Source organism: Myxococcus eversor (assembly GCF_010894455.1).
Classification (GTDB): Bacteria; Myxococcota; Myxococcia; order Myxococcales; family Myxococcaceae; genus Myxococcus; species Myxococcus eversor.
Genome location: NZ_JAAIXY010000006.1, coordinates 19,610 through 42,500, shown reverse-complemented (window position 1 = coordinate 42,500; position 22,891 = coordinate 19,610). Strand labels below are relative to the sequence as shown.

Below are 22,891 nucleotides of genomic sequence, written 5' to 3'. Positions count from 1 at the left end.
CTCGCGCGGAAGCGGGAGTGAGTCCCGCTCCGCGTCTTCAGGCGTCGCTGCTCAGGGCTGGTTCGGGTCCGTGCCGATGCCCTTGAACGGGTTGAAGGTGTACGTCGTCGAGAACTGCGACGACGGGCTGAAGTAGTAGGCCGCGAGCTTCGCCGGGTCGTTCGCGATTTCGCCTCGGAGGATGGGGCCGTCGTTCTGGTCATCCCAGCCCCAGGGCGCGTTGGCGGAGTTCGTGCCGCAGTTGCCCGCGACGAGTCCGCAGCCGCCGCTGGTGTCTCCCCGGAACGTCCCGTACGAGGAGAACAGCGTGGTGAGCTCGCGCCTCGGCCAGAGGCCCTCCGCGCCGTAGATGTCCACCAGCTTGTAGCGCACGTCGGAGTCCGTGGCGGACGAGGGCTGCTCGGCGAGCGAGAGGGACGGGAAGTACTTCACGCCGTCACCGACGATGTCGTACGCGGGCCACGCCTTGAGGCCATGGCCCTTGGCCTCCTGCGCGGTGATGGGGTGGAGCTGTCCCTCGAACGACGCCAGCGACAGCGTGCCGTCGAGCGACTCCGAGCCCGAGCCGAGCGGGCTGCCCGAGGGAACGAAGGAGAAGAAGTCCTTGTGCGCCACCGTCACCGCGCCCACGAGCGAGCCGTACTCGCTGCCATCGCGCTGGACGACGAGCAGCACGCCCTCGCCGTCGTTCTCGTGCTCGGTGTCGAAGATGCTGTCGGACCAGTCACGCGGGTGGAAGAACGTGTAGAGCAGGTACCAGTGCGTGCTGGTCTCCACCACGGACTGATACGCGTGCGCGGACAGCACGCGTGAGCCGGTGTTGTCCCAGTTGTTCGTCCCGCTCCAGTCGCCGTCGAAGTCCACGCGGGTGAGGAAGTCGGACTTGCCGCTGAGCGAGTGCGAGCCCGTCACATCCACGTCCTGGTAGTGGATGGGCGCCCACCGCTTCGTCAGGGCCGCGCGCGCCGCCGTGGAGCCCACGCCGTTGAGCAGCGCCCGCTGCGCCTCTCCGAACGGGTCGTCTTCCGAGGCGCCCTCGCCGCAGCCCGGCAGCAACGCGAAGGTCAACGCGACGACAGCGAGGACGAGGACATCGGAAACACGACGGAGGAGGGTCGCCACGCGGGCCTGCCTTTCAAGAGGCGGACACTCAATGTCATCCCGGATTATTTGTGAAGACAGTGTTTCGTGAAAAACGAGTTAAGCCCGAGTCACCTGATTGTTCCAGGGGGAGGTCCGTCGGGATGAGCATGCGTTCATGGTGGGTGCTGTCGATGCTGGGGATGTCGTCGCTCGCTGGGGCGGAGGTGCCCCAGGAAGGGGTGTCCTCGCGGCCCCTGGAGCGGCGGCCGAAGTCGTATGTCGATGCGGTGAGCTCCTTCCAGTCGGAGGCGGAGTTCCAGGCGTGGTTCGAGCTGCGCGGCCACTTGAAGCAGAACTTCGACGACATCTGTGGCGACACGTTCTGCGAGGGGGACTACGCCAACATCGAGTCCATCGTCTTCCGCTGCTCGGTGGAGACTCGGACGGGTGTCGTCGGCCAGTGTCTCTGGGTGTTCGGCGGGAGCGCCGAGGACATTGATTCGCGCACGGGTGTCATCACCACGCAGACGCGGACATGGGCCTGCAAGAGCCCGCTGGCGCGCGGCACCACGATGGCGGCGTTGTTGACGGCGCTCGCGGGGCCGGAGCCGCTCTACGCCACGTTGCCGGGGACGCGGAAGACGCTCTACGACGGGCTGGTGGACTGCCTCTAGCGTGGCGAAGCGCTAGCGAAGCTCGACGAGGCGCACGCGCTTGTAGATGCGCTTGTCCAGGGGCAGCCGGGTGTCGATGAAGCCGAGGGCCTCGTCGAATTCGAAGGTGAAGGTGGGGATGGGCGGGCTGATGGAGATGATCAGCTCGAACTCCCAGAGGCTGACGAGCCGCTCGCGGCTCCCCACGGCTTCGGCGGGTGGGGGAGGGAGCTTCTCCGCGGCGGCGCGCACGTCCTTCACGGCCTCCTGGTCGACCTCGGGTTGGTGGCTGGGCTGCACGAGCACGACGTCGAGCAGGCGTCCGTGGTTGTCCTGGACGACGCGGATGAGGGCTCGGCGCGTGGAGCGGAAGCCCTCGCGCATCTTCTCGCGCAGCTCGCTGCGCATGCGCAGGGCCGGGTCTCCCACGGTGCTGACCGGGCGGCGCTTGTCGTCCAGGGGTTGGTTGTTCGCGACGAACGCGCCCGAGGAGCCGTAGTTCGCGGCGCGCTCGCTCCAGGCTCGGCCGTAGGCGCGGCTGCGCTCCATGCCCATGTCGAAGTAGCCCTGGAGGCCATGCTCCTTCACGGAGCGGTCCGCGTCCCAGACGGCCACGAGCTTCTTGCCGAGCTGGCTGAAGTAGGGATGCACGAGCCCCCGGTCCACCCTGCCGCGTCCCACGCTCTCCGAGACGAGGTCCTCGACGAGTGCCTGGGCAGTGGGGGACTTGCGTGCGTCGCGGATGCCGACGTCCGGTGCCGGGGTGGTGTCTGCGCGGCGCATCGGCAACGCCTGGGTCCGTGTGGCCAGGAGCAATCCCGAACCGGGAGACTCCGTGAGGCGCGCGGTGTCCGGGGCTCGCGCCACGGCCTCGGGGGCGCGCGCGAAGTCCGTGAGCACCGCGGAGGAGACCGCTCGCGGGACATCTTCGGCCAGGCCCGGAGTCGCGCGAGGAAGGTCGCTCACGCGTGCGCGCTCCGTGACGGCGGAGGTATCGGCCATGGCCAGCGGGCTGTCGGGTGGACGCGGCCCTGCTCGTGGCGCTCCGGAGGGGGCTGCCTCTTCACGAGAGGGCGGCGCCTCGAGCGCGGGCTCGGGCGGAGCCGACGCATCCTCGGGACTCGGCTTGTGCTCCTTCGCGGTGCTGGCCGCGGAGTCCTTGTCCGCCACGGGGCTGCCCGGTGGGGGCTTGCTCGGGCCAGGCGATGCGTCGGCCCGTGCTTCGCCGGATGGCCGGGGCGCTGACGGCTTCGTGTCGCTCCCAGACCTGGGCATCGGGCCGTCCCGACGGGCGCGCTCGGGCGCCACCGAGGTCACCTCCACCCATTGCAGCGTGGCGGGGCGGGCAGGCGGCACGGGCGGGCGCGGAGCACGAGGCAGTCCATCGACGAGCAGCCACAGCAATCCGTGCACGGCCACACTGGCGGCGAGCGCGGGAAGCAGGCGTCGGGAGGGGGCCGGCGACATGGCCTCCCCTTTTAATCGCGTCGACAAGGCATGCCTGGGAAAGCGAGCCAGAAGGGTAGGAAACCCATCATGCCGCGCGTAGTCTCAACAAACACCGGAGGAAGGCACCCAGGATGGCGACCTCGCTGCTCGCGACGGATGGCTACAAGTTCAGCATGGCGGAGGCCGGCTGGCCGTTGCGCCGGGAGACGTTCTATTACTCACACCGCAAGGGCGGCCTCCAGGTCATGCCCCTGGACCTCGCGGCCTACGTGCGTGCGCTCCTCCCCGAGCCCAAGCCGGAGGACTACGACTTTCTCGCGCGCTACGACTACGAGATGGGCGTGGGCTTCAAGGCGGCCATCCTCCGAAAGGAGAAGCTCTCCATCCGCGCCATTCCGCGCGGCTCGGTCTTCTTCCCACGCGAGCCCATCCTCACCCTCACCGGTCCCTCCGCCCTCATCTCCTGGGTGGAGCCGCTGCTGCTCCAGCTCAACTTCCGCATCCAGGTCGCCACCCAGGCCCTGATGGACCGGGACGTGCTGGCCCGCGCGCTCGCCCGCGTCACCTGCGAGGATCAGAAGACCATCGCCCTGGAGACGCTCGACGCGGTGGGCGTCAAGCCGGTGCCCATCACCGTGGACTCGGAGGGGTATTCCCAGCGCGTGCGCGCCACCGTCCAGGAGCTCATCGACATCGTCGAGGACCCCGCGCGCATCTTCGAGGTGGGCCTGCGCGCGGCGACCTGTCTGGAGCAGCACGAGCTCGCCCTGCGCGCCTGCAAGGACGTGGGCGTCACGCGCACCAGCAACGTGGAGGGCGCGCGCTCCCTGGGGATGATGCCCGTGGGCACCATGGGGCATGAGCACATCCAGCGCTTCGGTTCGGACGATGCCGCGTTCCGCGCCATGCGCGAGCGCCGTCCCCAGCGCTCCAGCTACCTGCTGGACACCTTCGACACGCTCACCTCGGGCATCCCCGCCGCCTTCCAGCTCATCCGCGAGGACCCGGGCTCCGGCGACTCCATCCGCTTCGACTCCGGCAACAAGAAGCTCCAGTACCTCTACGCCGTGACACGCGCGCGTGACATGGGCATCCGCCCCGTCAACATCCTCGAGGACGGCCTGGATGCGGAGGCCACGCGCGAGTTCGAGGCGCTGCGGCGACAGGTGGAGTGGGACGCGAGCGCGCAGTTCTACGGCTACGGCGGCCACATCGTCGCGCGCACCATGGACTGCCCCTTCACCCGGGACAGGGTGGCCGCCATCTACAAGCTGTCGCAGACGGGAGCCCAGCCGGTGATGAAGTTCGGCAACGAGCTGGCCGAGGGCAAGCAAAGCATCCCCGGCACCCCCGTCATCTTCCGCCGTCGCCATGGCTCTGGTCCCATCGGCCTGGTGGGCCAGGAGGGCGAGCCGGCGCCGGAGGGATACTTCCCGCTCATGGAGGCCGAGCCGGAGACGCCCTCCCTCGTCGGCGCGCTGGAAGCGAGCGCGGAGCCCGCGAGGATTGCCCAGACTCCCGCCACGAAGGCGCTCGTCGAGGAGCTGACGCGGCGTCACTTCCCCAAGAGCCGCTGACCCGAATCACCCCAGGAGGACCGCATGCCCCTGCCCATCCCTGACTTCCACCAGGACGCTCGCGCGGGTCAGCTGTACCTGGAGCGCACCGCCGAGGTCGCCGACGAGGCCCGGCGCTACGTCTCCCAGCACGGCCTGCGCCCCGCGCGAGAGGACAAGGTGCGCATCGCCGCCTTCGGCATCGACGTGCAGGTGGCCTTCTGCTCGCCCGGCGCCAGCCTCTTCGTCCCCGGCGCCGTCGAGGACACCCAGCGCACGCTGCGCTGGCTCTACTCGCACCTGGACCGGGTGACGGAGCTGGTGTTCTCGCTCGACACCCACCGCATCTTCCAGATCTTCCATCCCGCGTGGTGGAAGGACGCGCGGGGGCAGCACCCCGCGCCGATGACGCAAGTCACCGCGGCGGATGTCCGCTCGGGCCGGTGGCGGGCCACGCGCTTTCCGGAGGAGAGCCTGGAGTACTGCGAGCGCCTGGAGACACAGGCGCGCTACGTGCTCACCATCTGGCCGTACCATGCGCTGCTCGGAGGGCTGAGCCACGCGCTGGTGCCGGCGTTCTACGAGGCGAGCGTGTTCCACGCCCTGGCGCGGGACACCGCCACCCACTTCGAGATGAAGGGGGAGAACCCGCTGACGGAGAACTACTCCGTGCTCATGCCCGAGGTGACGGAGGTGAAGGGGCAGCGTGTGGGCGAATTCAACACGCGCCTCTTCGAGCGATTGATGACGTTTGATCGCCTCTACGTCTTCGGTCAGGCCAAGTCCCACTGCGTCCTGTCCACGCTGCGCGACCTCCGGGAGCACATCGAACGGACCGACCCCTCGAAGATGGGGCGGGTGCACATCCTGGTGGATGCGATGAGCCCGGTGCCGGCGCCGCCCCTGGACCCGCTTCCGCCCTCGTTGGACTTCCCCCGACTGGCCGATGAGGCCATCGAGGAGCTGCGGCGGGCGGGGATGCGGGTGGTGCGCACCACGGAGCCGCTGGACGTTTGAGCCGGACTTCCGGCGCGGGGCGTGCGCCGGGATTCACTCGGTGTGGTAGAATTCCGCCTCCGTCCCCGGCCCGCCGTTGATGGCTTGCCGCTGGTGAAGGGGGAGTCATGTCACGACAGAGCTCACCGGCGTTCTCGCTGAAGGTCGGCCCGCATGGCCCGGATGGGCTGGGCGTGTCGGGCATCTCCGGCTCCGAGGGGCTCAGTCGGCTGTACGACTTCCGTGTGGACTTCTTCACGGTGGAAGGCGACGCGCTCGACGTCGCGGAGCTGGTGGGCCAGGAAGCGCTGGCGACGTTCTCGGTGCGGGACTTCGCCGCCCGGCACGTGCACGGCTGGGTGCGCGAGGTGGAAGACCTGGGGATGAAGACGGGGCGCCGGCGCTACCGGGCCCACGTGGTGCCGCGACTGTGGCGACTGACCCAGTCCCACAAGAGCCGCATCTTCCAGGAGAAGACCGTCCCCGACATCCTCAAGGCGGTTTTGAAAGAGAACGGCATCGAGATGCGCGCGGCCCTGTCGGCCACCTACGCGCCGCGCGAGTACTGCGTGCAGTACCGCGAGTCGGACTTCGCCTTCATCAGCCGGCTGATGGAGTGGGAGGGCATCTTCTACTTCTTCGAGCACGCGGAGGACGGGCACACGCTGGTGCTGGGCGACAAGCCGAGCGCGCATGCACCGCTGCCGCAGGGCAAGACGCTGCCGCTGCGCCCCAGCCTGGGCAAGGCGGTGGTGGAGGAGGAGTACCTCTCCGCGCTGGAGGTGGTGCACCGGCTGCGTCCGGGCGCCGTGCACCTGAAGGACTACGACTTCGCGAAGCCCGCGCTGGACGTCTCCGGAAAGACGGAGGCCAAGGAGGGCGTGACGGCGCTGGAGCTGTACGACTACCCCGCCGGCTACGTGACACCGGGCGTGGGCAAGTCCACGTCGAGTGTGCGCGTGGAGGAGGCCACGGTGGGAGGCCGGACGCTCGCGGGTGACAGCGTGGCGCCTCGGCTGACGCCGGGGTTCCTCATGGAAGTGGAGCTGTCCGAGGACGACGCCTTCAAGGGGGAGTACCTGGTCACCGACGTGGTGCACTCGGGCCTCCAGCCGGACGTCACCGCGGGCAGCGAGTCGCTCCAGGGGCTCTACCGCAACCAGTTCCAGCTCCTCCCCAAGGAGGTGCCCTTCCGGCCGCGTCGCAAGACGCCGCCTCCGCGCATCGCCGGCCTGCAGACGGCCACGGTGGTGGGGCCCTCCGGCGAGGAGATCCACACCGACGAGCACGGGCGGGTGAAGGTCCAGTTCCACTGGGACCGCGAGGGCAAGAAGGACGAGCGGGCCTCCTGCTGGGTGCGCGTGGGGCAGCCGTGGGGTGGCCCGGCGTGGGGCGACGTGTGGCTGCCGCGCATCGGCCAGGAGGTGGTGATTCGCTTCCTGGAGGGTGACCCGGACCGACCGCTGGTGGCGGGCGCCGTCTACAACGGCTCCAACATGGCGCCGTATCCGCTGCCGGACGAGAAGACGAAGAGCACTCGCAAGAGCGCGTCGAGCCCCGGCAGCGACGGTTTCAACGAGGTGCGCGTCGAGGACTCCGCGGGCGCGGAGGAGGTCTTCACCCACGCGCAGAAGGACGAAGACCTGCTCACGGAGAACAACAAGGACCAGCAGGTGGGCGGGTACGAGGCGCTGCTGGTGAAGAAGGACCGCAAGCGCACGGTGGACGGCTTCCAGACGTTGCTGGTGAAGAAGCACGACGTGTCGGTGGTGGAGGGCAACCAGTCGCTGCTGGTGCAGAAGAACCGCGAGAGCACCACGCTCGGGAGCCACGACGAGGAGGTCGATGGCAACCAGGTGATGACGGTGGGCGGCAACCTCTTCGTGGACGTCTCCAAGGCCTCGTCGGAGATGGTGGGCGCGGCGAAGGCCACCACGATTGGCGGGGCGCTGGCGGTGTCCGTCGCGCTGGCGCTGAACGAGGCGACCGGTGGCGTGAAGTCGATTCAGGTGGGCGGCGCGCACGTCGAGAACGTCATGGGCCACCGCAGCGAGACGGTGGCGGAGAAGACGGAGCGGAAGGTCGGCACCGACTGGCAGACCGAGGTGAAGGGCGCCGCCACGGTGACGGTGGGCAAGGACTTGAAGGAAGAGGTGAAGGGCCTGTTCCAGATTCACATCAAGGAGGAGACGACCTTGATGGCCAAGTCGTACTCGCTCAAGTCCGACAAGCTCTCCGTCATCGTCAACGGCAACCTGGCGTTGCAGGTGGAGAAGTCCGGCAACGTGAAGCTCATCGCCAAGACGCTCACGCTGGATGGCTCCGAGGTGAAGTTCAAGGGCGCCAAGGTGAAGATGGAGGCGGCGGGTTCGGCGCAGAGCGAGTCCATCAGCCTCAAGGAGATTGGAAAGCTGCCGCCGGCCGAGTCGGGCTCCATGCAGCTCAAGATGAAGAGCCGCAGCGGCGGGTCCGTGGAGGGGCGTGAGTTCGAGCTCAAGCTGCCGGATGGCAGTGTCCGCAAGGGCACGTTGGATGGGCAGGGTGGCGCGAAGCTCGAGAAGCTCCCCGAAGGTGAGTCGGTTCTGTCGTTCCCGAAACCGCAGGGCTGAGTCGCTGGAAGGACCCAACGCGCGATGAGCACACGGCACAAGGTCAAGCAGGGCGAGTGGCTGTCGAAGATTGCTCGGCAGTATGGGTTCGCCAAGTGGCAGGAACTCTGGGACCATCCGGACAACGCGTCCCTGCGCGCGAAGCGGGCGAATGCGTTCTGCCTCCAGCCGGGTGACGAGGTGGTCATCCCAGAGCTGCCGGGACTCAAGGTATCCACGGGCTCCAGCTACAGCCTGCAGGGGGGAGACCCTCCGGACCGCATCCGGCTGGGCATGCGACGGGCGAACGCGCCGCTGGGGCTCAAGCGCTACGAGTTGAAGCTGGGCGAGAAGCTCTTGAAGGGGACGCTGACCTTCCAGGGGCTCTTGGATCAGCCGCTGCCGCCGGATGCGACGGAGGCCACGCTCAAGGTGTGGACCTCCGAGGAGCCCGAGCTGGCGTGCGAGTGGAAGTTGAAGCTGGGCTTCCTGGACCCGCTGGACGCGCTCAGTGGCGTGCAGGCGCGACTGGCGAACCTGGGTTGGTACAACGGGCCCATCAACAACGAGCTGACGGACGCCACTCGCACGGCGCTGGCCAGCTTTCAGTTGGCGCAGCTGCTGCCGCCCACGGGTGAGCTGAGCAAGGAGACGCTCGAGACGCTCGAGGACCGGCACGAGCAGAACGGCGGCACGGAGGTCATGCCCCCGTCCTTCGGGTCGGACGACGACGAGGAGGAACTCCAGGAGGGTGGAGGCGCACCGGGTGGTGGTGCATCCTCGGCGGGAGCGGGCGCGGCTCCGCCTCCGGCGACGGGCCCGGCGAGTGCGAGTCCTGGGGGCACGGGCGGTTCGGCGAGTGGTTCGGGCACGGGTGGCTCGGGCACCACGACAGGCGCGAGTGCGGGTACCGGAGGCTCGGGCTCTACGACAGGCGCGAGTGCGCAGAGCGGTACGAGCACGGGCGGCGCGGGCACGACTGCTCAGAGTGCTCCTGGCGCTGGAGGCTCGGGCACCACGACAGGTGCGAGTGGGCAGAGTGGTACCGGCACGGGCGGCTCGGGCACGACTGCTCAGAGCGGTGCGGGCACGGGTGGCTCGGGCACGACGACCGCCGCGTCCACGCAGGGAACCACGGGCACAGGTGGCTCGGGCACGACGACCGCCGCGTCTCCGCAGACGGGCGGAGGGACGGCGACGGGTGGCACGGCTGCCGCCGCGACCGCGCAGCAGAGTGCCACGGCGGTGGACACGCACCGCTACGGTGGCTTCGTCCTCCAGCGCAGGGACCGCGATGACCAGCATCGCTGGGGTGGCGCTGTGCAGCCTGTCGCCCAGGGCAACAACGGCGCGCCCACCCTGGTCGCTCCAGGCACGGGCACCGCGGGCAATGCCCTCACGGCGCCCACGCATGTGCTCCGGCTCCAGCGGGACCTGCGCGAGCTGGGCTTCCTCATCGGCGGCACTCCGGACGGAGCCTTCGGTCTGAGCACCGAGTGGGCCGTGCGCGAGTTCCAGATCTACTCGAAGATGGAGAACGTCGCGCTGGAGGACACCGCCAACACGAGCACGAACTACGTGGAGCGGCTGTCCCAGGTGGCCAACTCCCAGGTCTATGACGGCGCGGTCAGCGGCGTCGTCAACGACGACACCGAGCAGCGCATCCGCCACTGGCTCACCAACCACTGGCGCTGCCCCGTCATCGTCCGGGCGATGAACGTGGCGAACGGCAACCCCACCACCGTCGTCCAGGACAACCTCTGGCGGCATGACGACTGCGTCAACACCGCGCCGCGCATCTACGTGCGGGACTTCTCCGGCTACTACACGCTGCCCACCGGCCGGAACCAGACGGACCTGCACGTGCTGGGCACGTACACGAACTATCCCAGCTACGGCGGGCCGGTGAGCATGCCCACCCGGCACACGTGGGCGACGTCGGAGCTGCTGCCGGCGAACTTCGTGGGCGTGGCCAACTACAACTCGATGTCGGCCTCCCAGCGCTCCACGTACAAGGTGGTCCGCGCCGCCGCCGAGCAGGAGAACCTGGGGTACTTCGACTCGCTCAACGCCTACGACAACGCCTTCATCTCGCTGGGGCCGTGTCACTGGACGCTGGGCATCCTCTTCGCCGGAAGCGCCGAGCCCTCCGAGGGTGAGCTGTGCGGCTTCCTCTCCTATCTGCGCTCCAGCAACCAGACCGCCTTCGAGGAGGCCATCGAGTTCTTCGGCCTGCGCATCGACGAGGACTGGAACGCGGGGGCCGGCAACGGCGCCACGCTCTACAGCAGCGCCGGCAAGAAGTACTCGGGCTGGCCCGCGCAGCAACTCGACGACGAGACGTGGGCTCGGATGGCGCAGACAGAGGCCGCGGGCAACTACTACAAGACGTATCACTGGTACTACCGTTTCCAGATGGCGGGACGGACCATCGAGGGCTTCCAGCGCGCCATGTGGAACGCGGCCCGCATCCGCCTGCGAGACATCCGCAACACGCCCTGGGGCACCGGCGTGGCCGACGTGGGGACCGGCGCCAACGCGCGTGCTCCGACCATCGGCGACGTGGCGACGTCCGAGAAGCTGATGGGCATCCTGCTGCGCTGGCACATCTTCCGCCCGGGCCATGTCGCCGGGGGGAACTCGGCGGGACAGCGGCTGCGCAATGCCTTCACCGCCGCGAAGGCCGCGAACCCCACGCTCAACTGGACCCAGGCCCCCAACCTGTGGGCCAACGAGCACGAGACCGCCCTCATCACCCACATCCTCGCGGAAGCATCGAGCGTGAATGACTCGGTGGACAACGTGGCGAACTGGCCGAGCTGGCTGGGGGGCACCGTCCAGACGACGAACACGCGCAACTACCAGCTCGTGCTGCCGGCGGGCACGACGCTGTTGTCGACGCGGAACTCGTTCAACTTCGACGTGCCCTGAGTCGCCGGGAGGCGGGGACGCCCGTCAGGGCTTCTCCGTCTCCGTGGACGCGTCCTGGTAGGTGTCGCCCTGGAAGCGCATCGTCACGCGCTTCACCTTGGGCGCGTCGAGGGTGCCGCTCTTCTCCCGGTGCACCACGTCGCGCCAGCCCTGGGTGCGCGTGTCCAGGGGCTTCAGCTCCAGCGTGTACTCGGGGCCCCAGACAGGCGCGTACCGGTCTCCGCTGCAGTGGACGTAGAGGGCCTGCATCGTGGCGCCATCGCTCCCCGCTTCCGCGGGGAAGATGACGTAGAGGTCTTGCTGGCCTCGGCCGTCCAGGTCCACCTCCGCCGCGCGCAGGGCCTTGCCGTAGCCGGGGTCCGGCTCCACCTGGACCGTGGGCTGCTTGCCCTTGCCCACCGTGGTGATGCGGAAGGTCTCGTCACGCGAGCACGGGCCCGCCGGGGATGCTGTGGGGGCGGTGTTTCCCGGGCCTTGTGCCGTCGCGGGCGGAGTCGTGCCCGCGCCGCCGGTGCCCTGGTCCGTCGTGGGGGGCGTCGCGCTTGCGCCAGTCGTGGCCGGTGCCTGGCCCGTCGCGGATGCGCCGGCGGACGCAGGCGGAACAGCTTCGCCAGCGGGGGAGGCAGCCCCTTCTCGTGCCTGGACCACGGGCTCCGAGGGAGTGGCGCGGAGTGAGCCCTCGGTGCAGGCGGTCGCGAGGCATGCTGCGGTGGCGGCGAGCAGGACGTGGCGCATGGACGGGAAGTGTACCGCTCCCTCCCGTGCGATTGCAGAGGAGCACCATCGGTCCTCGAGGCCACCCTCGCGAGGGGCAGGGTAGAGGACGTCAGTCCCTCTGGACGCACCTGCCCAAGGTCAGGACTGTCAGCGGCCGGACTTGAGTCGAGCCGCCGTCCAGCGCGCCACGGCCTCACGGAGCACATCCGCCGCCGGGGCCCCCGGACGCGCCTGGGCGCTCAAGTCCACCACCGTGTGGAACAAGTCCAGCTCCAGCCCCTCGTCGCGCTGCACCGAGCCGGCGAACAACTCCACCGGCGTGCCGTGCTCGCGCGCCAGCCGCGCCAGTCCACCCGGTCCCTTGCCCATGGACGTCTGCCGGTCGAAGCGCCCCTCGCCCGTGAGCACCACCTCCGCGAGCAACACGCGCCGCTCCAGCCCCAGCGCGCGCGACACCAGCTCATATCCAGGCACCAGCCGCGCGCCCGCGAGCACCGTCAGCCCGAAGCCGAAACCGCCCGCCGCGCCCGTACCGGGCCAGCCCGCAGCCAGGTCGCCCACCACGCTCGCGAAATGCGAAAGCGCCGCCTCCAGCGCCTCCACCTCTTGCGCGTCCGCGCCCTTCTGCGGGCTGAACAGGCGCGCGGCGCCATCCGCCCCCAAGAGCGGCGACGTGACATCCGTGGCGCCCATCAGCTCCACCTTCCCGAGCCTCGGGTGCCGTCCCGTCGAGTCCACCCGCGCGAGCGCCGCCAGCGCGCCGCCACCAGGCGGCAACGGGTTCCCCCGCGCATCCAGGAAGCGATAGCCCAGCGCCCCCAGCGCGCCCGTGCCTCCGTCCGTCGTGGCGCTGCCACCCAGTCCGACGATGAGCCGCTCGCAGCCCGCGTCCAGCGCGGCGCGCATCAGCTCTCCCGTGCCGTACGTGGAGGCACGTCGCGCGTTGCTGGGACTCGGCTCCATCCGCGTCAGCCCGGACGCCGCCGCCATCTCCACCACCGCCGTGCGCCCATCCTCCAGCAAGGCCCAGGCGGCCTCCACGGGCTGGCCCAGCGGACCATGCACCCGGCACACGCGGCGCTCGCCTCGCGTGCCCGACAGCAACGCTTCCACCGTGCCAGGTCCTCCGTCGGCGAGCGGCGCGACATCCAGCACCACCTCCGGAGAAACCTCCCGCACGCCCTTGGCCATCGCCTCGGCGGCCTCCGTGGCCGTGAGCGTTCCCTTGTATTCCTGCGGCGCGACGAGCCAACGAGGAGCAATCACGGCCGGGACACCCGAGCTTTCATCGGGTGGCCTCGATGACCTGTCGCTCCGCTCGTCCGACCTCTCCGCAAGCCCACGCCTCCGCAGCCGATTGCCGGCGCAATCATTGCCCCGTCAGCGCACGAGTTCACGCTGATACATGCACCCTTGTTTCAAAACTCCCCGAATTGCCGTGTTGCCTTGAATCCAAGAGCCGGATTCAGTGCAGACCAGGGCGCTGCGGTACGAGAGGACCCGTCAGGGTGTCTGTCTCGACGCCGCTGACGTAAGGGATTCCGCGTGCCACTCCAGCAGCGGGCGCGGTGCCTTGAGCGTGGCGTCCCTGCTCTGGGACACGCGCTCCAGCCGCTCCAGCAGCGCGCCCACCGTCTCCGCGGGCTGTCGCGCGGGCCCGCGGATGCGCTCGCAGAAGAAGGTGCGGCAGCCGAACGGGCGGTCCGCGTACACCGTGCAGCGCTTGCCCGCCGCATCCAGATAGGGGCACCCGCCGTCCTCGCGAGCGGGGGGCAGGGGGCGCCCCTTCGTCAACAGCTCCCACTCGGGCAGCCACAGCCAGGGCTGGCGTCCGGTGCGAGCGAGCTGGCAGCACTCGCCGCTCGCCGGGCACGAGAAGGGGACGTAGGCCGTGTCCGCCTGTCGATAGATGGCGCGCACTTCCTTCAGTGCGCGCTCCTTCTCGCGAGTGCCCCCTGTCGCGGGTGCGTCCTCGCCTTCGTCCCAGTCCCGGGTCCGCATGGTCCGTGCCGTTGTCTCACGCCCCGGGCGCGCGGGTCGATGCGTGGCGCCTCACAACGCGCGCAGCACGTAACACTTCAGGTAGCGGGTTTCCCGCAGGTTGAGCAGCACGGGGTGGTCCTTGCCGGCGCCACGTCGCTCGATGATCTGCATGCGGCGGCGCGCATCCGCGGCGGCCGAGGCGAGCATGTCCTCGAAGGCCTGCTCGTCCACGTGGTACGTGCAGCTCGCGGTGATGAGGATGCCGCCGGGCCGCAACAGCTGCATGGCGCGGAGGTTGATCTCCTTGTAGCCGCGCACCGCGGCGGCGATGGCGTCCTTGTTCTTCGCGAAGGACGGCGGGTCCAGGACGATGGTGTCGAACTTGCGACCCTCGTCCACCGCGTCGCGCAGGAAGTCGAAGGCGTTGGCCACCACGACGTTCAGGTTGGTGAGCTTGTTGGCGGCGGCGTTGTCGCGAAGCTGCGCCGCGGCCAGCTCCGAAATCTCCACCGCCGTCACGCTCCGCGCCCGCGTGGCCAACTGGAGCGCGAAGCCGCCCACGTACGAGAAGCAGTCCAGCGCCTCGCCATGCGCGTACTGCGCGGCCACGACGTGGTTCTCCCGCTGGTCCAGGAACGCGCCCGTCTTCTGTCCCTCGAGCAGGTCCGCGCGCACGCGCACCAGTCCCTCGTCGAAGGAGACGGGGCCGGGCGCCTCGCCGCGCAGCATGCCCTTCTCCGGTGTCAGGCCTTCCAGGTGGCGCACGCTCACGTCCGAGCGGTTGACGATGCCCTTCGGCTTGAACTGCTCCTGCAGCAGGTCGGAGATGAGCGCCTTGCGCTGCTCCACCGCCGGCACCAGGAACTGGACGCTGAGGTAGTCGCCGTAGCGGTCCACCACGAGGCCCGGAATCCCGTCCGCCTCGCCGTGCATCAGCCGGTACGTCGTCTCACCCGGGAGCGCCTGGGTGCGCAGGGCCTGCGCGGCCAGCAGGCGCTGGCGGAAGAAGTCGTCGTCCACGGCGATGTCGTCGAAGCTGAGCCAGCGCAGGGAGATTTTCGACTGGCGCGAATAGAACGCCTTGCCGATGAACCAGCCGCGCCCGTCCACCACGCGCACCACCTCGCCACCGACGAGGCCCGGGTCGCCGTTGAGGTCGGCGCGATAAATCCACGGGTGCCCCGCCTGCCACCGGTCCACACCCCGGCGCACCAGGGAGACCTGGGGCAGTCCGTCCGGGCCAATCTCGGGGGAGGTCCGGTCCGGATGGACCTTTTCGGGACGGTGGTGGGGCCGGCCACGGCCGGCGCCGGAGGGCGGGGAGGAGGGCCTGCCACCGCGATGGGGGCCAGAAGGGGGCTTGGAAGAGGTGGGCATGGCGATTCGCGGCGTATACTCGCAACCCGCGTGAGATACGAGTTGCTCCTACAGACGATGACGCCGGGCACGCCTTACGAGGCGGCGCGGGTGGATGGCCACCTCTCGGAGAAGCGGGTGACCGTCCGTCCGGATGGAAACCGCCTCTGGCACCTCCAGCACGGAGACGTGGAGGTGGGCGTGCTGCGCGAGGGCGGACGGGTGGTGGCCACCGAACTGCGAATCCCCCTGGCCGAGCGCTCGGACCTGGTGCGCGAGGTGGTGGGCGAGGCCTCCAGACTGGCCACCCAGGCGGGAGCCCGGCTCGTGGACCCCCAGCTGGGCCGCTCGCTGGTGGCCTCCGACGAAGGCATGGTGGCGGACCAGTACATGCGCACGGTGCGCTACGCGGGCGGGGCCTCCGGGGCGTCGACCGAGGCGATGGGCTCCGCCACGTACACGCCGCTGACGACGGAAGGGACCAAGAGCTTCCAGCCGGGCGCGAAGTTCTTCCTCATCGCCATCGCCGCCTTCTTCTTCCTCTACATGCTCGTGGACTCGATGTTGGGGAACCTCGGCGGCAGGTAGGCCGGGCGGGCGAGGAGGGGCCTTCACGCCCGCTGGGTTGCCCGGCGCGAGGGAGCGCTCGGCGTTAGATTGCGGGGGTGTTCAAGTACTTCCTGCTCGCGCTCATCGTTCCCTTCTTGGAGCTGTACCTGCTGGTCGTCATCGGCCGCGAGGTGGGCTTCATGCCGACGCTGGCCCTGGTGCTTCTGACGGGCGTGGTGGGCTCCTGGCTCGCCCGTCGTGAGGGCGGCAGGGTGATGCGCCGCTGGCGAGACGCCCTGGCCCGGAGGCAGGTTCCCGAGGAGGGCCTGTTCAGCGGCGCGTTGGTGCTGCTCGGCGGCGTGCTGCTGGTGATTCCCGGCGTCATCACCGACGTGGTGGGCCTGTCGCTGCTCTTGCCTCCCGTGCGTCGCTTCGTGACGGCGCGCCTGCGCCGGGCCGTGGAGCGCCGCATGCGGGACGGCTCGCTGCGCGTCACCACTCTTGGTGGCGTGGGCTTTCCCGGGCCGTTCCCCGACGAGACTGTCTCGCGGACTCCATTCCCCGAGTCGTGGACGGAGGACGCGGCGAGCCCGTCCGCGCGCATGCGCTCCGGTGCATCCAAGTCGGAAGTGGACGCGGAGTTCACCGAGGACGAGCCGCGACACTGAAGCCGCGCGCGGCTCCGCGCCTCAGGCTCGAGGGCTCATCCGCGTGGAGCTGCTGAGGTTGGCGTTGAGCGTGGTGGAGCCCGCGCGCCAGGGGCGGGCCTGGTCCAGCAGCCAGCGGCCGAGCCGGGCCACACCCGCGCAGGTCAGCAGCAGGACCACCCCTACGCCCACCGCGGCGGGAACCCCGAGGATGGGGCCCACGCGGGCGGAGAGGCCGCCGATGTCCGCCCAGCCGTACACGATGGGCAGGTGCAGCACGTAGACCCACAGCGACAGCCGCCCCATCGGCGCCAGGAGCCCGCTGAGCCGGACGGGGGCCAGATTCACCACGCCCAGGACGATGAGCCCCTGGCCCACGCGATAGGCCACCAGCCACGCGCTCGTGGGGCCCCAGTCGGCGGTCGTCAGATGCGCGAGCCCGAGCATCCCCGCGCCCAACGCGAGCAGCGCCAGTCCCTGTGGCCAGCCCGGCTTCAAGAGGTGCAGCGCATAGGCGGCGAAGGCGCCCGCGAAGAAGAAGCCCGCCCAGGGGAAGAAGGGGAAGCGGCTTCCCTCGCCACTGCCGAGGAACTGCTGCACCGGCATGGGCAGCCCCGCGCCCAGCCGCCACATCGCCGTGCTCGCCAGCGGAATGGCCAATGCCAGGGTGAGCAGGACGAGCGGACGGCCTCCGCGCGCGGGCACGAGCGCGAGCAGCACCGAGCCCGACAGCAGCGCGAAGCCGATGCACTGGAGCGCATCGAAGGCGAAGACGCGCGACAGCATGGCGTCCGTCCAGCCCAGGTCATGCACCGCCGGCCAGCCGGGCCAGTGCAGGAAGTATCCCAGGAACAACAGCAACAGCGACCGGCGGATGCGGCGACCGAGCGTGTCGCGCGCGGCGTTGGGCTTGGTGCCCAGGGCGGCGACGACGGCCCAGCCACTCACCAGCAGGAAGAGGGGCGCGGTGATTCCGCGAAAGCTCCAGTAGTGCTGCACCCAGGGCAGTTGGCGAGCCTCGGGTGAGAGCAGCGCGTCCAGCGTGTGTCCCAGCACCATGGCGAGGACAGCGAGGCCACGAGCACCATCGAGCCCGGGGTGCCGGGTCGATTGCTGCTGGAAGGTGAACGAGGGACCGAGTCGTTTCACGCGACCTGGAGCATAGGACGACCCAGGGGCCGCGTCTCGAAAACGCTCGATGGCGAGATGCCACTGCCACACTCCGGGCGAGCCACCTGGACGGTCCGTGGGGTGCTACATCCCTGCTCATGCGGACCCTCTCCCTGCGCCTGCTCGCCCCGCTGCTGCTCGTGTCCACCACGCCTGTGTCCGCGAGGGCCGCGTCTGGAGATGAGTGGCTGGGCCCCGACAAGAAGAAGCACTTCGCGGCGTGCTTCGTCCTGGCGGGCGTGGGCTATGGCGCCGGTGCGCTGCTCTTCGAGCCGCCAGAGGCGCGCCTCTTGACGGGTGCTGGATTGGCGCTCGGGGTGGGCGTGGGCAAGGAGCTGTACGACCTGGGGCGAGGGACGACCTTCTCGTTCAAGGACCTGGTGTGGGACGTGGCGGGGACGGCGACGGGGTTGGGCGTGTCGTGGCTCGTCGACCGGCTCGTCTTCGGGTCTCCCTCGCGCGAGGCGTCCGCGATGTCGCCGCTACGACGGGATGTTCCGCTCGTCGTGTTCGTCCCTGGAGGACTCGGGGGCGGCGGGCTCGGGCGACAGGAGCTCCTCGTCGGGACGCGCGCGCGCTTCGATGAGTCGCAGCAGCTTCTCGCGGTCCATGAGCGGATCCACCGTCATCAGGGCGCTGCCTTGTCGCGGGTCTCCGCCGGTGACGAGCACGGTGACCTGGCCTCGGGGACACTGCCGCAGGCAGCCGGTGGGCATGACGTGGACGGTGTCGGAGAGCCCTCGCTCGCTCAGCGAGCGTTGGAGCCAGCGGGGCAGCTCGATGCCACCGGACCTGGCGCCTCGGCGCATCAGGCACTTGCGACAGACGAGCACGTCGACGTCCTCGCGCGTCTCGTCCGTCTCCCCAGCGCGTTCATCCCGCATCCATCCTCCTCGTCGTCTTCGGAGCCAGGCACGTCGACCGCGCGGCACACCGCCGATGCGCCGCTGCGAGGGCGCTGAGCGCGGGTCGACACGAAGGAACAACCCCGTCTTCAGAGGTAGCCGCTGGCCGGTGCCCGCGCAGCCCAGGCCCTCATGTCCGAGGAGCAGGGGAGCGGAGGAGCGGTTGCCGTCGCCGAGGCTGATGGACGCTGAAAGGGGACGTGGGGTGCGTCATCAAGACGCGGGCAACATGGCGGAGTGGGACTGGTAGCGTCCCGGTCCGTTAAACGCCCCTGGAGTGCCTCATGTCGCGCAACCGGTTCCTGATGCTGCTCACGTTGACCTCGCTCGGCGCGGGTGGACTGACGGCGTGCGAGCCGAAGCAGGAGGTCGCGTCTCAGCCCGCGCCTCCGGTGGAGCAGGCCGCGCCGAAGCCGCGCACGCCGAAGCCGCTGACGCCCGACCAGCTCGCGCACTTCTTCCGTCCGCTGCCTCCGGCGAAGGACGCGAAGCCCGCGCCCAAGGACACCGAGGCGCAGGTGATGCTGGGCCGCATGCTCTTCTTCGAGCCGCGGTTGTCGAAGAACCACGATGTCTCCTGCAACACCTGCCACGGCCTCGATACCTACGGCGTGGACAACAAGGCGTTGTCGGACGGGCACCGGGGGCAGAAGGGCACGCGCAACTCGCCCACCGTCTACAACGCGGCGGGGCACATCGCGCAGTTCTGGGATGGCCGCGCGGACACGCTGGAGGCGCAGGCCACGGGCCCCATCTTGAATCCGGTGGAGATGGCCATGCCCGACGAGCGCCGCGTGGTGGCCACGCTCTCCTCCATTCCGGAGTACGTCACGCGCTTCCGCGAGGCGTTTCCCGGGGAGAAGAAGTCGGTGTCGCTGACGAATGCCGCGCGCGCCATCGCCGCCTTCGAGCGGGGCCTGACCACGACGTCGCGCTTCGACCGGTTCCTGGCGGGAGAGCACGCCGCGCTCACCGAGCCGGAGCTGCGCGGCCTCCAGCTCTTCGCCCTCACGGGCTGCACCACGTGCCACAACGGTCCAGCGGTGGGAGGCATGTCGTTCCAGAAGCTCGGGCTGTTGGAGGACTACCCGGGCCTGACGGACGCGGGGCGGTTCGATGCGACGAAGAACGAGGACGACCGGGGCAAGTTCCGGGTGCCCACGCTGCGGGACGTCGAGCGGACGGGGCCGTACCTGCACGACGGCAGCGTGAAGGACCTGCCGACGATGGTGCGGCTGATGGCGAAGCACCAACTGGCGCGGACGCTGACGGACGGGGAGGTGGATGACCTGGTGGCCTTCCTCCGGAGCCTCACGGGCGAGCTGCCGCCCCGGGAGCGCATCGCCGCGCCGCCGCTTCCCCCCAGCACGAAGAAGACGCCCGAGGCGGATCCGTCTTGAAACGTGCGTCTCACCCCGTGCGTTGCTAAACCGCGAGCCCCATGGACCGAATGTTCTTCTACGCCCACTCAGGGCTTCGCTATCTGGTGCTGCTCGCGGGCGTGCTGGCCATCGCCTACTTCGCCTTCGGTTTCGCCACGAAGCGCCCGTTCGACAAGGGCGGCCGCATCCTCGGCGCTTCCTTCGCGGGGCTGCTGCACCTCCAGGTGCTGCTCGGCATCCTCGTGCTGGTGACGCGCTTCTACTACCCGGCCCTCATCGGCCACATCGTGCTGATGGTGCTGGCGGCCGTCGTCGCGCAGGTGCTGCTGTCGGTGAACCGGCGTCGTCCGCAGCCGGGCTACGCGCTGCCGCTGGCGGGCGTGGGGCTCGCCATCGTGTTCATCATCGGCGGCATCATGGCTATCGGCCGCGGCGTGTTCACCACCACCGCGATGTGAGCTGAGCCGCGCGGGTGGAGCCTCTCGCTCCCCGCGCGGTCTTGTGTTGGAGGCTCGCTACGCTCCCAGTGTCGAGCAGGGCTGCTCGTCAGCCCTTTGCTCTGTGTGGGCTCGTGGGCTTCACGCTGGAGCCGAGCAATCCATCGTGCTGGAGGCCGCACGGTGCGAGGACCTGTTCCTGCCCGCCTTCGTGCGTTGGCAAACGGTGCGTCCGCTCGTGCCGCGCGGCGCAAATGCTGCGCTCCCTTCGCATGATTTCCCGTGCTCCATGAGGGCGTGAGCCAGTGAACTCCCTGGCCCCCTGGTTGCACTGAGTCCGCGTGTGCCGAGCAACGAGCTTGGCTTCCCCGTGAGGAGGGGCACGCAGCAATGCGGACACGTGTGCTGGGAGGACGGCCGCATCAGGAGCGAACGCTCGTCCCCATCCTTCCGCTCCTGGCCGTGCTGGCAGCACCGACCGCGCTGGCGCAGGCGTCGCGACAGGGCGCGCAGCTCTTCACCCAGCGGTGCGCGACGTGTCACTCGGTGGGCGAGGGCGACCGGATTGGTCCGGACCTGCACGGGGTGCTGGAGCGTCGCGACGAGGCGTGGCTCACCCGCTTCATCAAGAGCCCGGGTGCGCTCATCGATTCGGGAGACCCCGTCGCGGGCGCGCTGCTGACGAAGTTCAACGGCGTGCGCATGCCGGACCAGGCGCTGTCCGACGCGGAGCGCGCCAGCCTCTTCACCTACTTCCGCGAGTGCACGCGGAAGGGGAAGGGCGGCTGCAAGCCCTCGCCCGCGGAGAAGATGGGCACGGACGCCACGCCGGAGGAAATCGCGCGGGGCCGTCGCCTCTTCGAAGGCACCGATCCGCTGACGAACGGAGGTGCCGCCTGCATCGGCTGCCATGACGTGCGCGGCCTGGGCATCGCGGGTGGTGGCACGCTCGGCCCCAACCTCACCTTCGCCTTCGCGCGCATGGGCGAGAAGGGGATGCGTCCCGGGCTCGCGAAGCTGGAGGGGCCGATGATGGGCGCGCTGTACGCGAAGGCGCCGCTCGTCGAGGAGGAGCAGTACGCCCTCAAGGCCTATCTCGCGGACGCCTCGCGTGATGGCAGCCGTCCGCGCGCGGACCGTGACTTCTTCTACCTGGGCGTCGTCGGTCTGGTCGCGGCGCTGGGCTTCATCGGGGTGGTCTTCACCACGCCGTCCGCGCGAGGTCACTCGTGAGCGACTCCCTCCTCTTCTCCTTGGTTCCATACGCGGCGGCCGGCGTCGCGCTCGTGGGCATCATCCGCGGGCTGACGCTGCGTGAGGCGCCCGCGCCGGTTTCGCCCTGGACGCCCGCGGGCCGCGCCGTGCTGGCGGGAGCGGCCATCGTCGCCTTCAACCACCTGCTGGGCCTCGCGGCGCCGCGTGCGATGCAGGTCTTCAACGCCTCGCCGTCGCGACTGTTCGCGCTGGAGTCGGTGAGCCTCATCGGCGCGCTGCTGCTGGGCTGGGGCCTGTGCTCGCTGACCCTGCGCCAGGCACGCGAGCGCCAGTGGGGCTCGGCGGTCGCCCTGGGACTGGTGTTCGCTCATGTCCTCACGGGCGTGTACGTGGCGGTGTCGTTGCGCTGGAGCTCCGCCTGGTACGTGCACGTGACGGTGCCGTACCTGCGCTCGGTGCTGGCCGTCCAGCCGGACTCGACGTTGATTCAGAGTGCGCCGCTCGTCTTCCAGGTCCACCTGCTCGCGGGCCTCACCCTGCTGGGGCTGGCTCCCTTCTTCCGGATGAGCCGTGTGTCGGCACCGGTGCCTTCGACCAGGCCCGTCGAGTCCGGACTGCTTGTCACGCCTCGCGAGGAGACGCCATGAGCCGCGTTTCCTTCCAGGCCCTGGGGTACGCCGGTGCGCTCGTCGCGCTGGGCCTCGGTGGCTGCAGTGGGCCGGTGAACAACCAGCAGGGCCACATGCCCGCGCAGCCGGTGGCCTTCTCCCACGCGGTCCACGCGGGCCAGTACGAGCTGGACTGTCAGTACTGTCACGTGGGTGCCGAGCGCAGTCGTCACGCGGGAGTGCCCTCCGCCAGCGTGTGCATGAACTGCCACACGCAGGTGAAGAAGGACTCGCCGGAGATTCAGAAGGTGGCGGCGGCGGTGGCCGCGAATGCACCCATCGAATGGGTGCGCGTCCATCGCCTGCCGGACCATGCCTTCTTCAACCACGCGAGCCACGTCACCGCGGGCCTGAAGTGCCAGACGTGCCACGGCCAGGTCCAGGAGATGGTGCGCGTGGAGCAGGTGGAGCCCATGACCATGGGCTGGTGCCTCGACTGTCACCGCGAGATGTCGACGGAGGCACTCGCCGCGCCGACGCCGTCCGCACCTCGCGCGGGAGAGCTGCTGGCGCTGACCTCCGGCACGCCACTTCCCGAGCCTTCGAAATCCCCCCGCATCCTCCGGCCGCCCTCGGATTGCTCGGGCTGCCACCGCTGAGGACCTC

The 22,891-nt window shown here is 69.7% G+C and carries 20 protein-coding genes; 13 read left to right on the top strand and 7 right to left on the bottom strand.

What is annotated here, in order from left to right; all coding sequences use genetic code 11:
* Window positions 1-51: 51 nt before the first annotated feature.
* Window positions 52-1,122 carry a hypothetical protein gene (locus G4D83_RS13710; protein WP_163865195.1) on the bottom strand — a complete coding sequence of 357 codons (1,071 nt, stop codon included), beginning with the start codon at window positions 1,120-1,122 and terminating at the stop codon, window positions 52-54.
* A 122-nt stretch (window positions 1,123-1,244) separates the two neighbouring features.
* Here G4D83_RS13710 and G4D83_RS13705 point away from each other — a divergent pair, with 122 nt between their 5' ends.
* A complete protein-coding gene (locus G4D83_RS13705; protein ID WP_163865194.1) occupies window positions 1,245-1,757 on the top strand; it encodes a hypothetical protein in 513 nt (170 codons plus the stop codon).
* A 12-nt stretch (window positions 1,758-1,769) separates the two neighbouring features.
* Here G4D83_RS13705 and G4D83_RS13700 read toward each other — a convergent pair whose 3' ends face one another.
* The gene (locus G4D83_RS13700; RefSeq protein ID WP_163865193.1) at window positions 1,770-3,203 is read right to left on the bottom strand and encodes a TonB C-terminal domain-containing protein; all 1,434 of its coding nucleotides are present in this window, start codon (window positions 3,201-3,203) and stop codon (window positions 1,770-1,772) included.
* Between the two features lie 113 nt (window positions 3,204-3,316).
* Between G4D83_RS13700 and G4D83_RS13695 the strand changes: the two genes are divergently transcribed.
* The 4 genes from G4D83_RS13695 to G4D83_RS13680 all read left to right on the top strand — a co-directional run bounded on the left by G4D83_RS13695 (window position 3,317) and on the right by G4D83_RS13680 (window position 11,256).
* Entirely contained in the window at window positions 3,317-4,762 is a 1,446-nt protein-coding gene (locus tag G4D83_RS13695) for a nicotinate phosphoribosyltransferase (RefSeq protein WP_163865192.1), read from the top strand.
* 24 nt (window positions 4,763-4,786) lie between these two features.
* The gene (locus tag G4D83_RS13690) at window positions 4,787-5,758 is read left to right on the top strand and encodes a cysteine hydrolase family protein (RefSeq protein WP_163865191.1); all 972 of its coding nucleotides are present in this window, start codon (window positions 4,787-4,789) and stop codon (window positions 5,756-5,758) included.
* A gap of 107 nt (window positions 5,759-5,865) precedes the next feature.
* Entirely contained in the window at window positions 5,866-8,346 is a 2,481-nt protein-coding gene (locus G4D83_RS13685) for a type VI secretion system Vgr family protein (protein WP_163865190.1), read from the top strand.
* A 24-nt stretch (window positions 8,347-8,370) separates the two neighbouring features.
* On the top strand, window positions 8,371-11,256 hold the full coding sequence (locus G4D83_RS13680; protein ID WP_163865189.1) for a peptidoglycan-binding protein: 2,886 nt from the start codon (window positions 8,371-8,373) through the stop codon (window positions 11,254-11,256).
* A gap of 24 nt (window positions 11,257-11,280) precedes the next feature.
* On the opposite strand, the gene G4D83_RS13675 is transcribed toward G4D83_RS13680, so the two are convergent.
* The 4 genes from G4D83_RS13675 to G4D83_RS13660 all read right to left on the bottom strand — a co-directional run bounded on the left by G4D83_RS13675 (window position 11,281) and on the right by G4D83_RS13660 (window position 15,333).
* On the bottom strand, window positions 11,281-11,904 hold the full coding sequence (locus tag G4D83_RS13675; RefSeq protein WP_163865188.1) for a hypothetical protein: 624 nt from the start codon (window positions 11,902-11,904) through the stop codon (window positions 11,281-11,283).
* Window positions 11,905-12,120: 216 nt separating this feature from the next.
* Window positions 12,121-13,239: a glycerate kinase gene (locus tag G4D83_RS13670; RefSeq protein ID WP_163865187.1), complete on the bottom strand. Its 1,119-nt coding sequence runs from the start codon at window positions 13,237-13,239 to the stop codon at window positions 12,121-12,123.
* Window positions 13,240-13,476: 237 nt separating this feature from the next.
* Entirely contained in the window at window positions 13,477-13,974 is a 498-nt protein-coding gene (locus G4D83_RS13665) for a YkgJ family cysteine cluster protein (RefSeq protein ID WP_163865186.1), read from the bottom strand.
* A gap of 51 nt (window positions 13,975-14,025) precedes the next feature.
* A complete protein-coding gene (locus G4D83_RS13660; protein ID WP_163865185.1) occupies window positions 14,026-15,333 on the bottom strand; it encodes a class I SAM-dependent rRNA methyltransferase in 1,308 nt (435 codons plus the stop codon).
* Window positions 15,334-15,390: 57 nt separating this feature from the next.
* On the opposite strand from G4D83_RS13660, the gene G4D83_RS13655 reads away from it, so the two are divergent.
* Both G4D83_RS13655 and G4D83_RS13650 read left to right on the top strand, forming a co-directional pair.
* Window positions 15,391-15,900 (top strand): hypothetical protein, encoded by a 510-nt coding sequence (locus G4D83_RS13655; RefSeq protein ID WP_176437289.1) that lies wholly within the window; start codon window positions 15,391-15,393, stop codon window positions 15,898-15,900.
* Between the two features lie 77 nt (window positions 15,901-15,977).
* Window positions 15,978-16,529, top strand: coding sequence for an FxsA family protein (locus G4D83_RS13650; RefSeq protein WP_163865183.1), 552 nt, complete (start codon window positions 15,978-15,980; stop codon window positions 16,527-16,529).
* A 21-nt stretch (window positions 16,530-16,550) separates the two neighbouring features.
* On the opposite strand, the gene G4D83_RS13645 is transcribed toward G4D83_RS13650, so the two are convergent.
* Complete coding sequence (locus G4D83_RS13645; protein WP_240356312.1) at window positions 16,551-17,657, bottom strand: acyltransferase family protein; 1,107 nt, start codon at window positions 17,655-17,657, stop codon at window positions 16,551-16,553.
* 119 nt (window positions 17,658-17,776) lie between these two features.
* Between G4D83_RS13645 and G4D83_RS13640 the strand changes: the two genes are divergently transcribed.
* From G4D83_RS13640 to G4D83_RS13615, 6 genes are all read left to right on the top strand, one after another.
* The gene (locus tag G4D83_RS13640) at window positions 17,777-18,640 is read left to right on the top strand and encodes a YfiM family protein (protein ID WP_163865182.1); all 864 of its coding nucleotides are present in this window, start codon (window positions 17,777-17,779) and stop codon (window positions 18,638-18,640) included.
* A gap of 227 nt (window positions 18,641-18,867) precedes the next feature.
* Window positions 18,868-19,983, top strand: coding sequence for a cytochrome-c peroxidase (locus tag G4D83_RS13635; RefSeq protein WP_163865181.1), 1,116 nt, complete (start codon window positions 18,868-18,870; stop codon window positions 19,981-19,983).
* Window positions 19,984-20,024: 41 nt separating this feature from the next.
* Window positions 20,025-20,423 carry a hypothetical protein gene (locus G4D83_RS13630; protein ID WP_163865180.1) on the top strand — a complete coding sequence of 133 codons (399 nt, stop codon included), beginning with the start codon at window positions 20,025-20,027 and terminating at the stop codon, window positions 20,421-20,423.
* Window positions 20,424-20,792: 369 nt separating this feature from the next.
* A complete protein-coding gene (locus tag G4D83_RS13625) occupies window positions 20,793-21,635 on the top strand; it encodes a c-type cytochrome (protein WP_163865179.1) in 843 nt (280 codons plus the stop codon).
* The gene (locus tag G4D83_RS13620) at window positions 21,632-22,264 is read left to right on the top strand and encodes a respiratory nitrate reductase subunit gamma (protein WP_163865178.1); all 633 of its coding nucleotides are present in this window, start codon (window positions 21,632-21,634) and stop codon (window positions 22,262-22,264) included. The genes G4D83_RS13625 and G4D83_RS13620 overlap by 4 nt, the downstream gene beginning before the upstream one ends.
* Entirely contained in the window at window positions 22,261-22,884 is a 624-nt protein-coding gene (locus tag G4D83_RS13615) for a cytochrome c3 family protein (RefSeq protein ID WP_163865177.1), read from the top strand. Before G4D83_RS13620 ends, G4D83_RS13615 begins: the two co-directional genes overlap by 4 nt.
* Window positions 22,885-22,891: the final 7 nt, after the last annotated feature.

Excerpts from the sequence above, each read along its gene's own strand:
- G4D83_RS13705 (WP_163865194.1), top strand. The coding sequence starts at position 1,245 with ATGAGCATGCGTTCATGGTGGGTGCTGTCGATGCTGGGGATGTCGTCG.
- G4D83_RS13700 (WP_163865193.1), bottom strand. The coding sequence starts at position 3,203 with ATGTCGCCGGCCCCCTCCCGACGCCTGCTTCCCGCGCTCGCCGCCAGT.
- G4D83_RS13695 (WP_163865192.1), top strand. The coding sequence starts at position 3,317 with ATGGCGACCTCGCTGCTCGCGACGGATGGCTACAAGTTCAGCATGGCG.
- G4D83_RS13690 (WP_163865191.1), top strand. The coding sequence starts at position 4,787 with ATGCCCCTGCCCATCCCTGACTTCCACCAGGACGCTCGCGCGGGTCAG.
- G4D83_RS13685 (WP_163865190.1), top strand. The coding sequence starts at position 5,866 with ATGTCACGACAGAGCTCACCGGCGTTCTCGCTGAAGGTCGGCCCGCAT.
- G4D83_RS13680 (WP_163865189.1), top strand. The coding sequence starts at position 8,371 with ATGAGCACACGGCACAAGGTCAAGCAGGGCGAGTGGCTGTCGAAGATT.
- G4D83_RS13665 (WP_163865186.1), bottom strand. The coding sequence starts at position 13,974 with ATGCGGACCCGGGACTGGGACGAAGGCGAGGACGCACCCGCGACAGGG.
- G4D83_RS13660 (WP_163865185.1), bottom strand. The coding sequence starts at position 15,333 with ATGCCCACCTCTTCCAAGCCCCCTTCTGGCCCCCATCGCGGTGGCAGG.
- G4D83_RS13655 (WP_176437289.1), top strand. The coding sequence starts at position 15,391 with ATGACGCCGGGCACGCCTTACGAGGCGGCGCGGGTGGATGGCCACCTC.
- G4D83_RS13640 (WP_163865182.1), top strand. The coding sequence starts at position 17,777 with ATGCGGACCCTCTCCCTGCGCCTGCTCGCCCCGCTGCTGCTCGTGTCC.
- G4D83_RS13635 (WP_163865181.1), top strand. The coding sequence starts at position 18,868 with ATGTCGCGCAACCGGTTCCTGATGCTGCTCACGTTGACCTCGCTCGGC.
- G4D83_RS13630 (WP_163865180.1), top strand. The coding sequence starts at position 20,025 with ATGGACCGAATGTTCTTCTACGCCCACTCAGGGCTTCGCTATCTGGTG.
- G4D83_RS13625 (WP_163865179.1), top strand. The coding sequence starts at position 20,793 with ATGCGGACACGTGTGCTGGGAGGACGGCCGCATCAGGAGCGAACGCTC.
- G4D83_RS13615 (WP_163865177.1), top strand. The coding sequence starts at position 22,261 with ATGAGCCGCGTTTCCTTCCAGGCCCTGGGGTACGCCGGTGCGCTCGTC.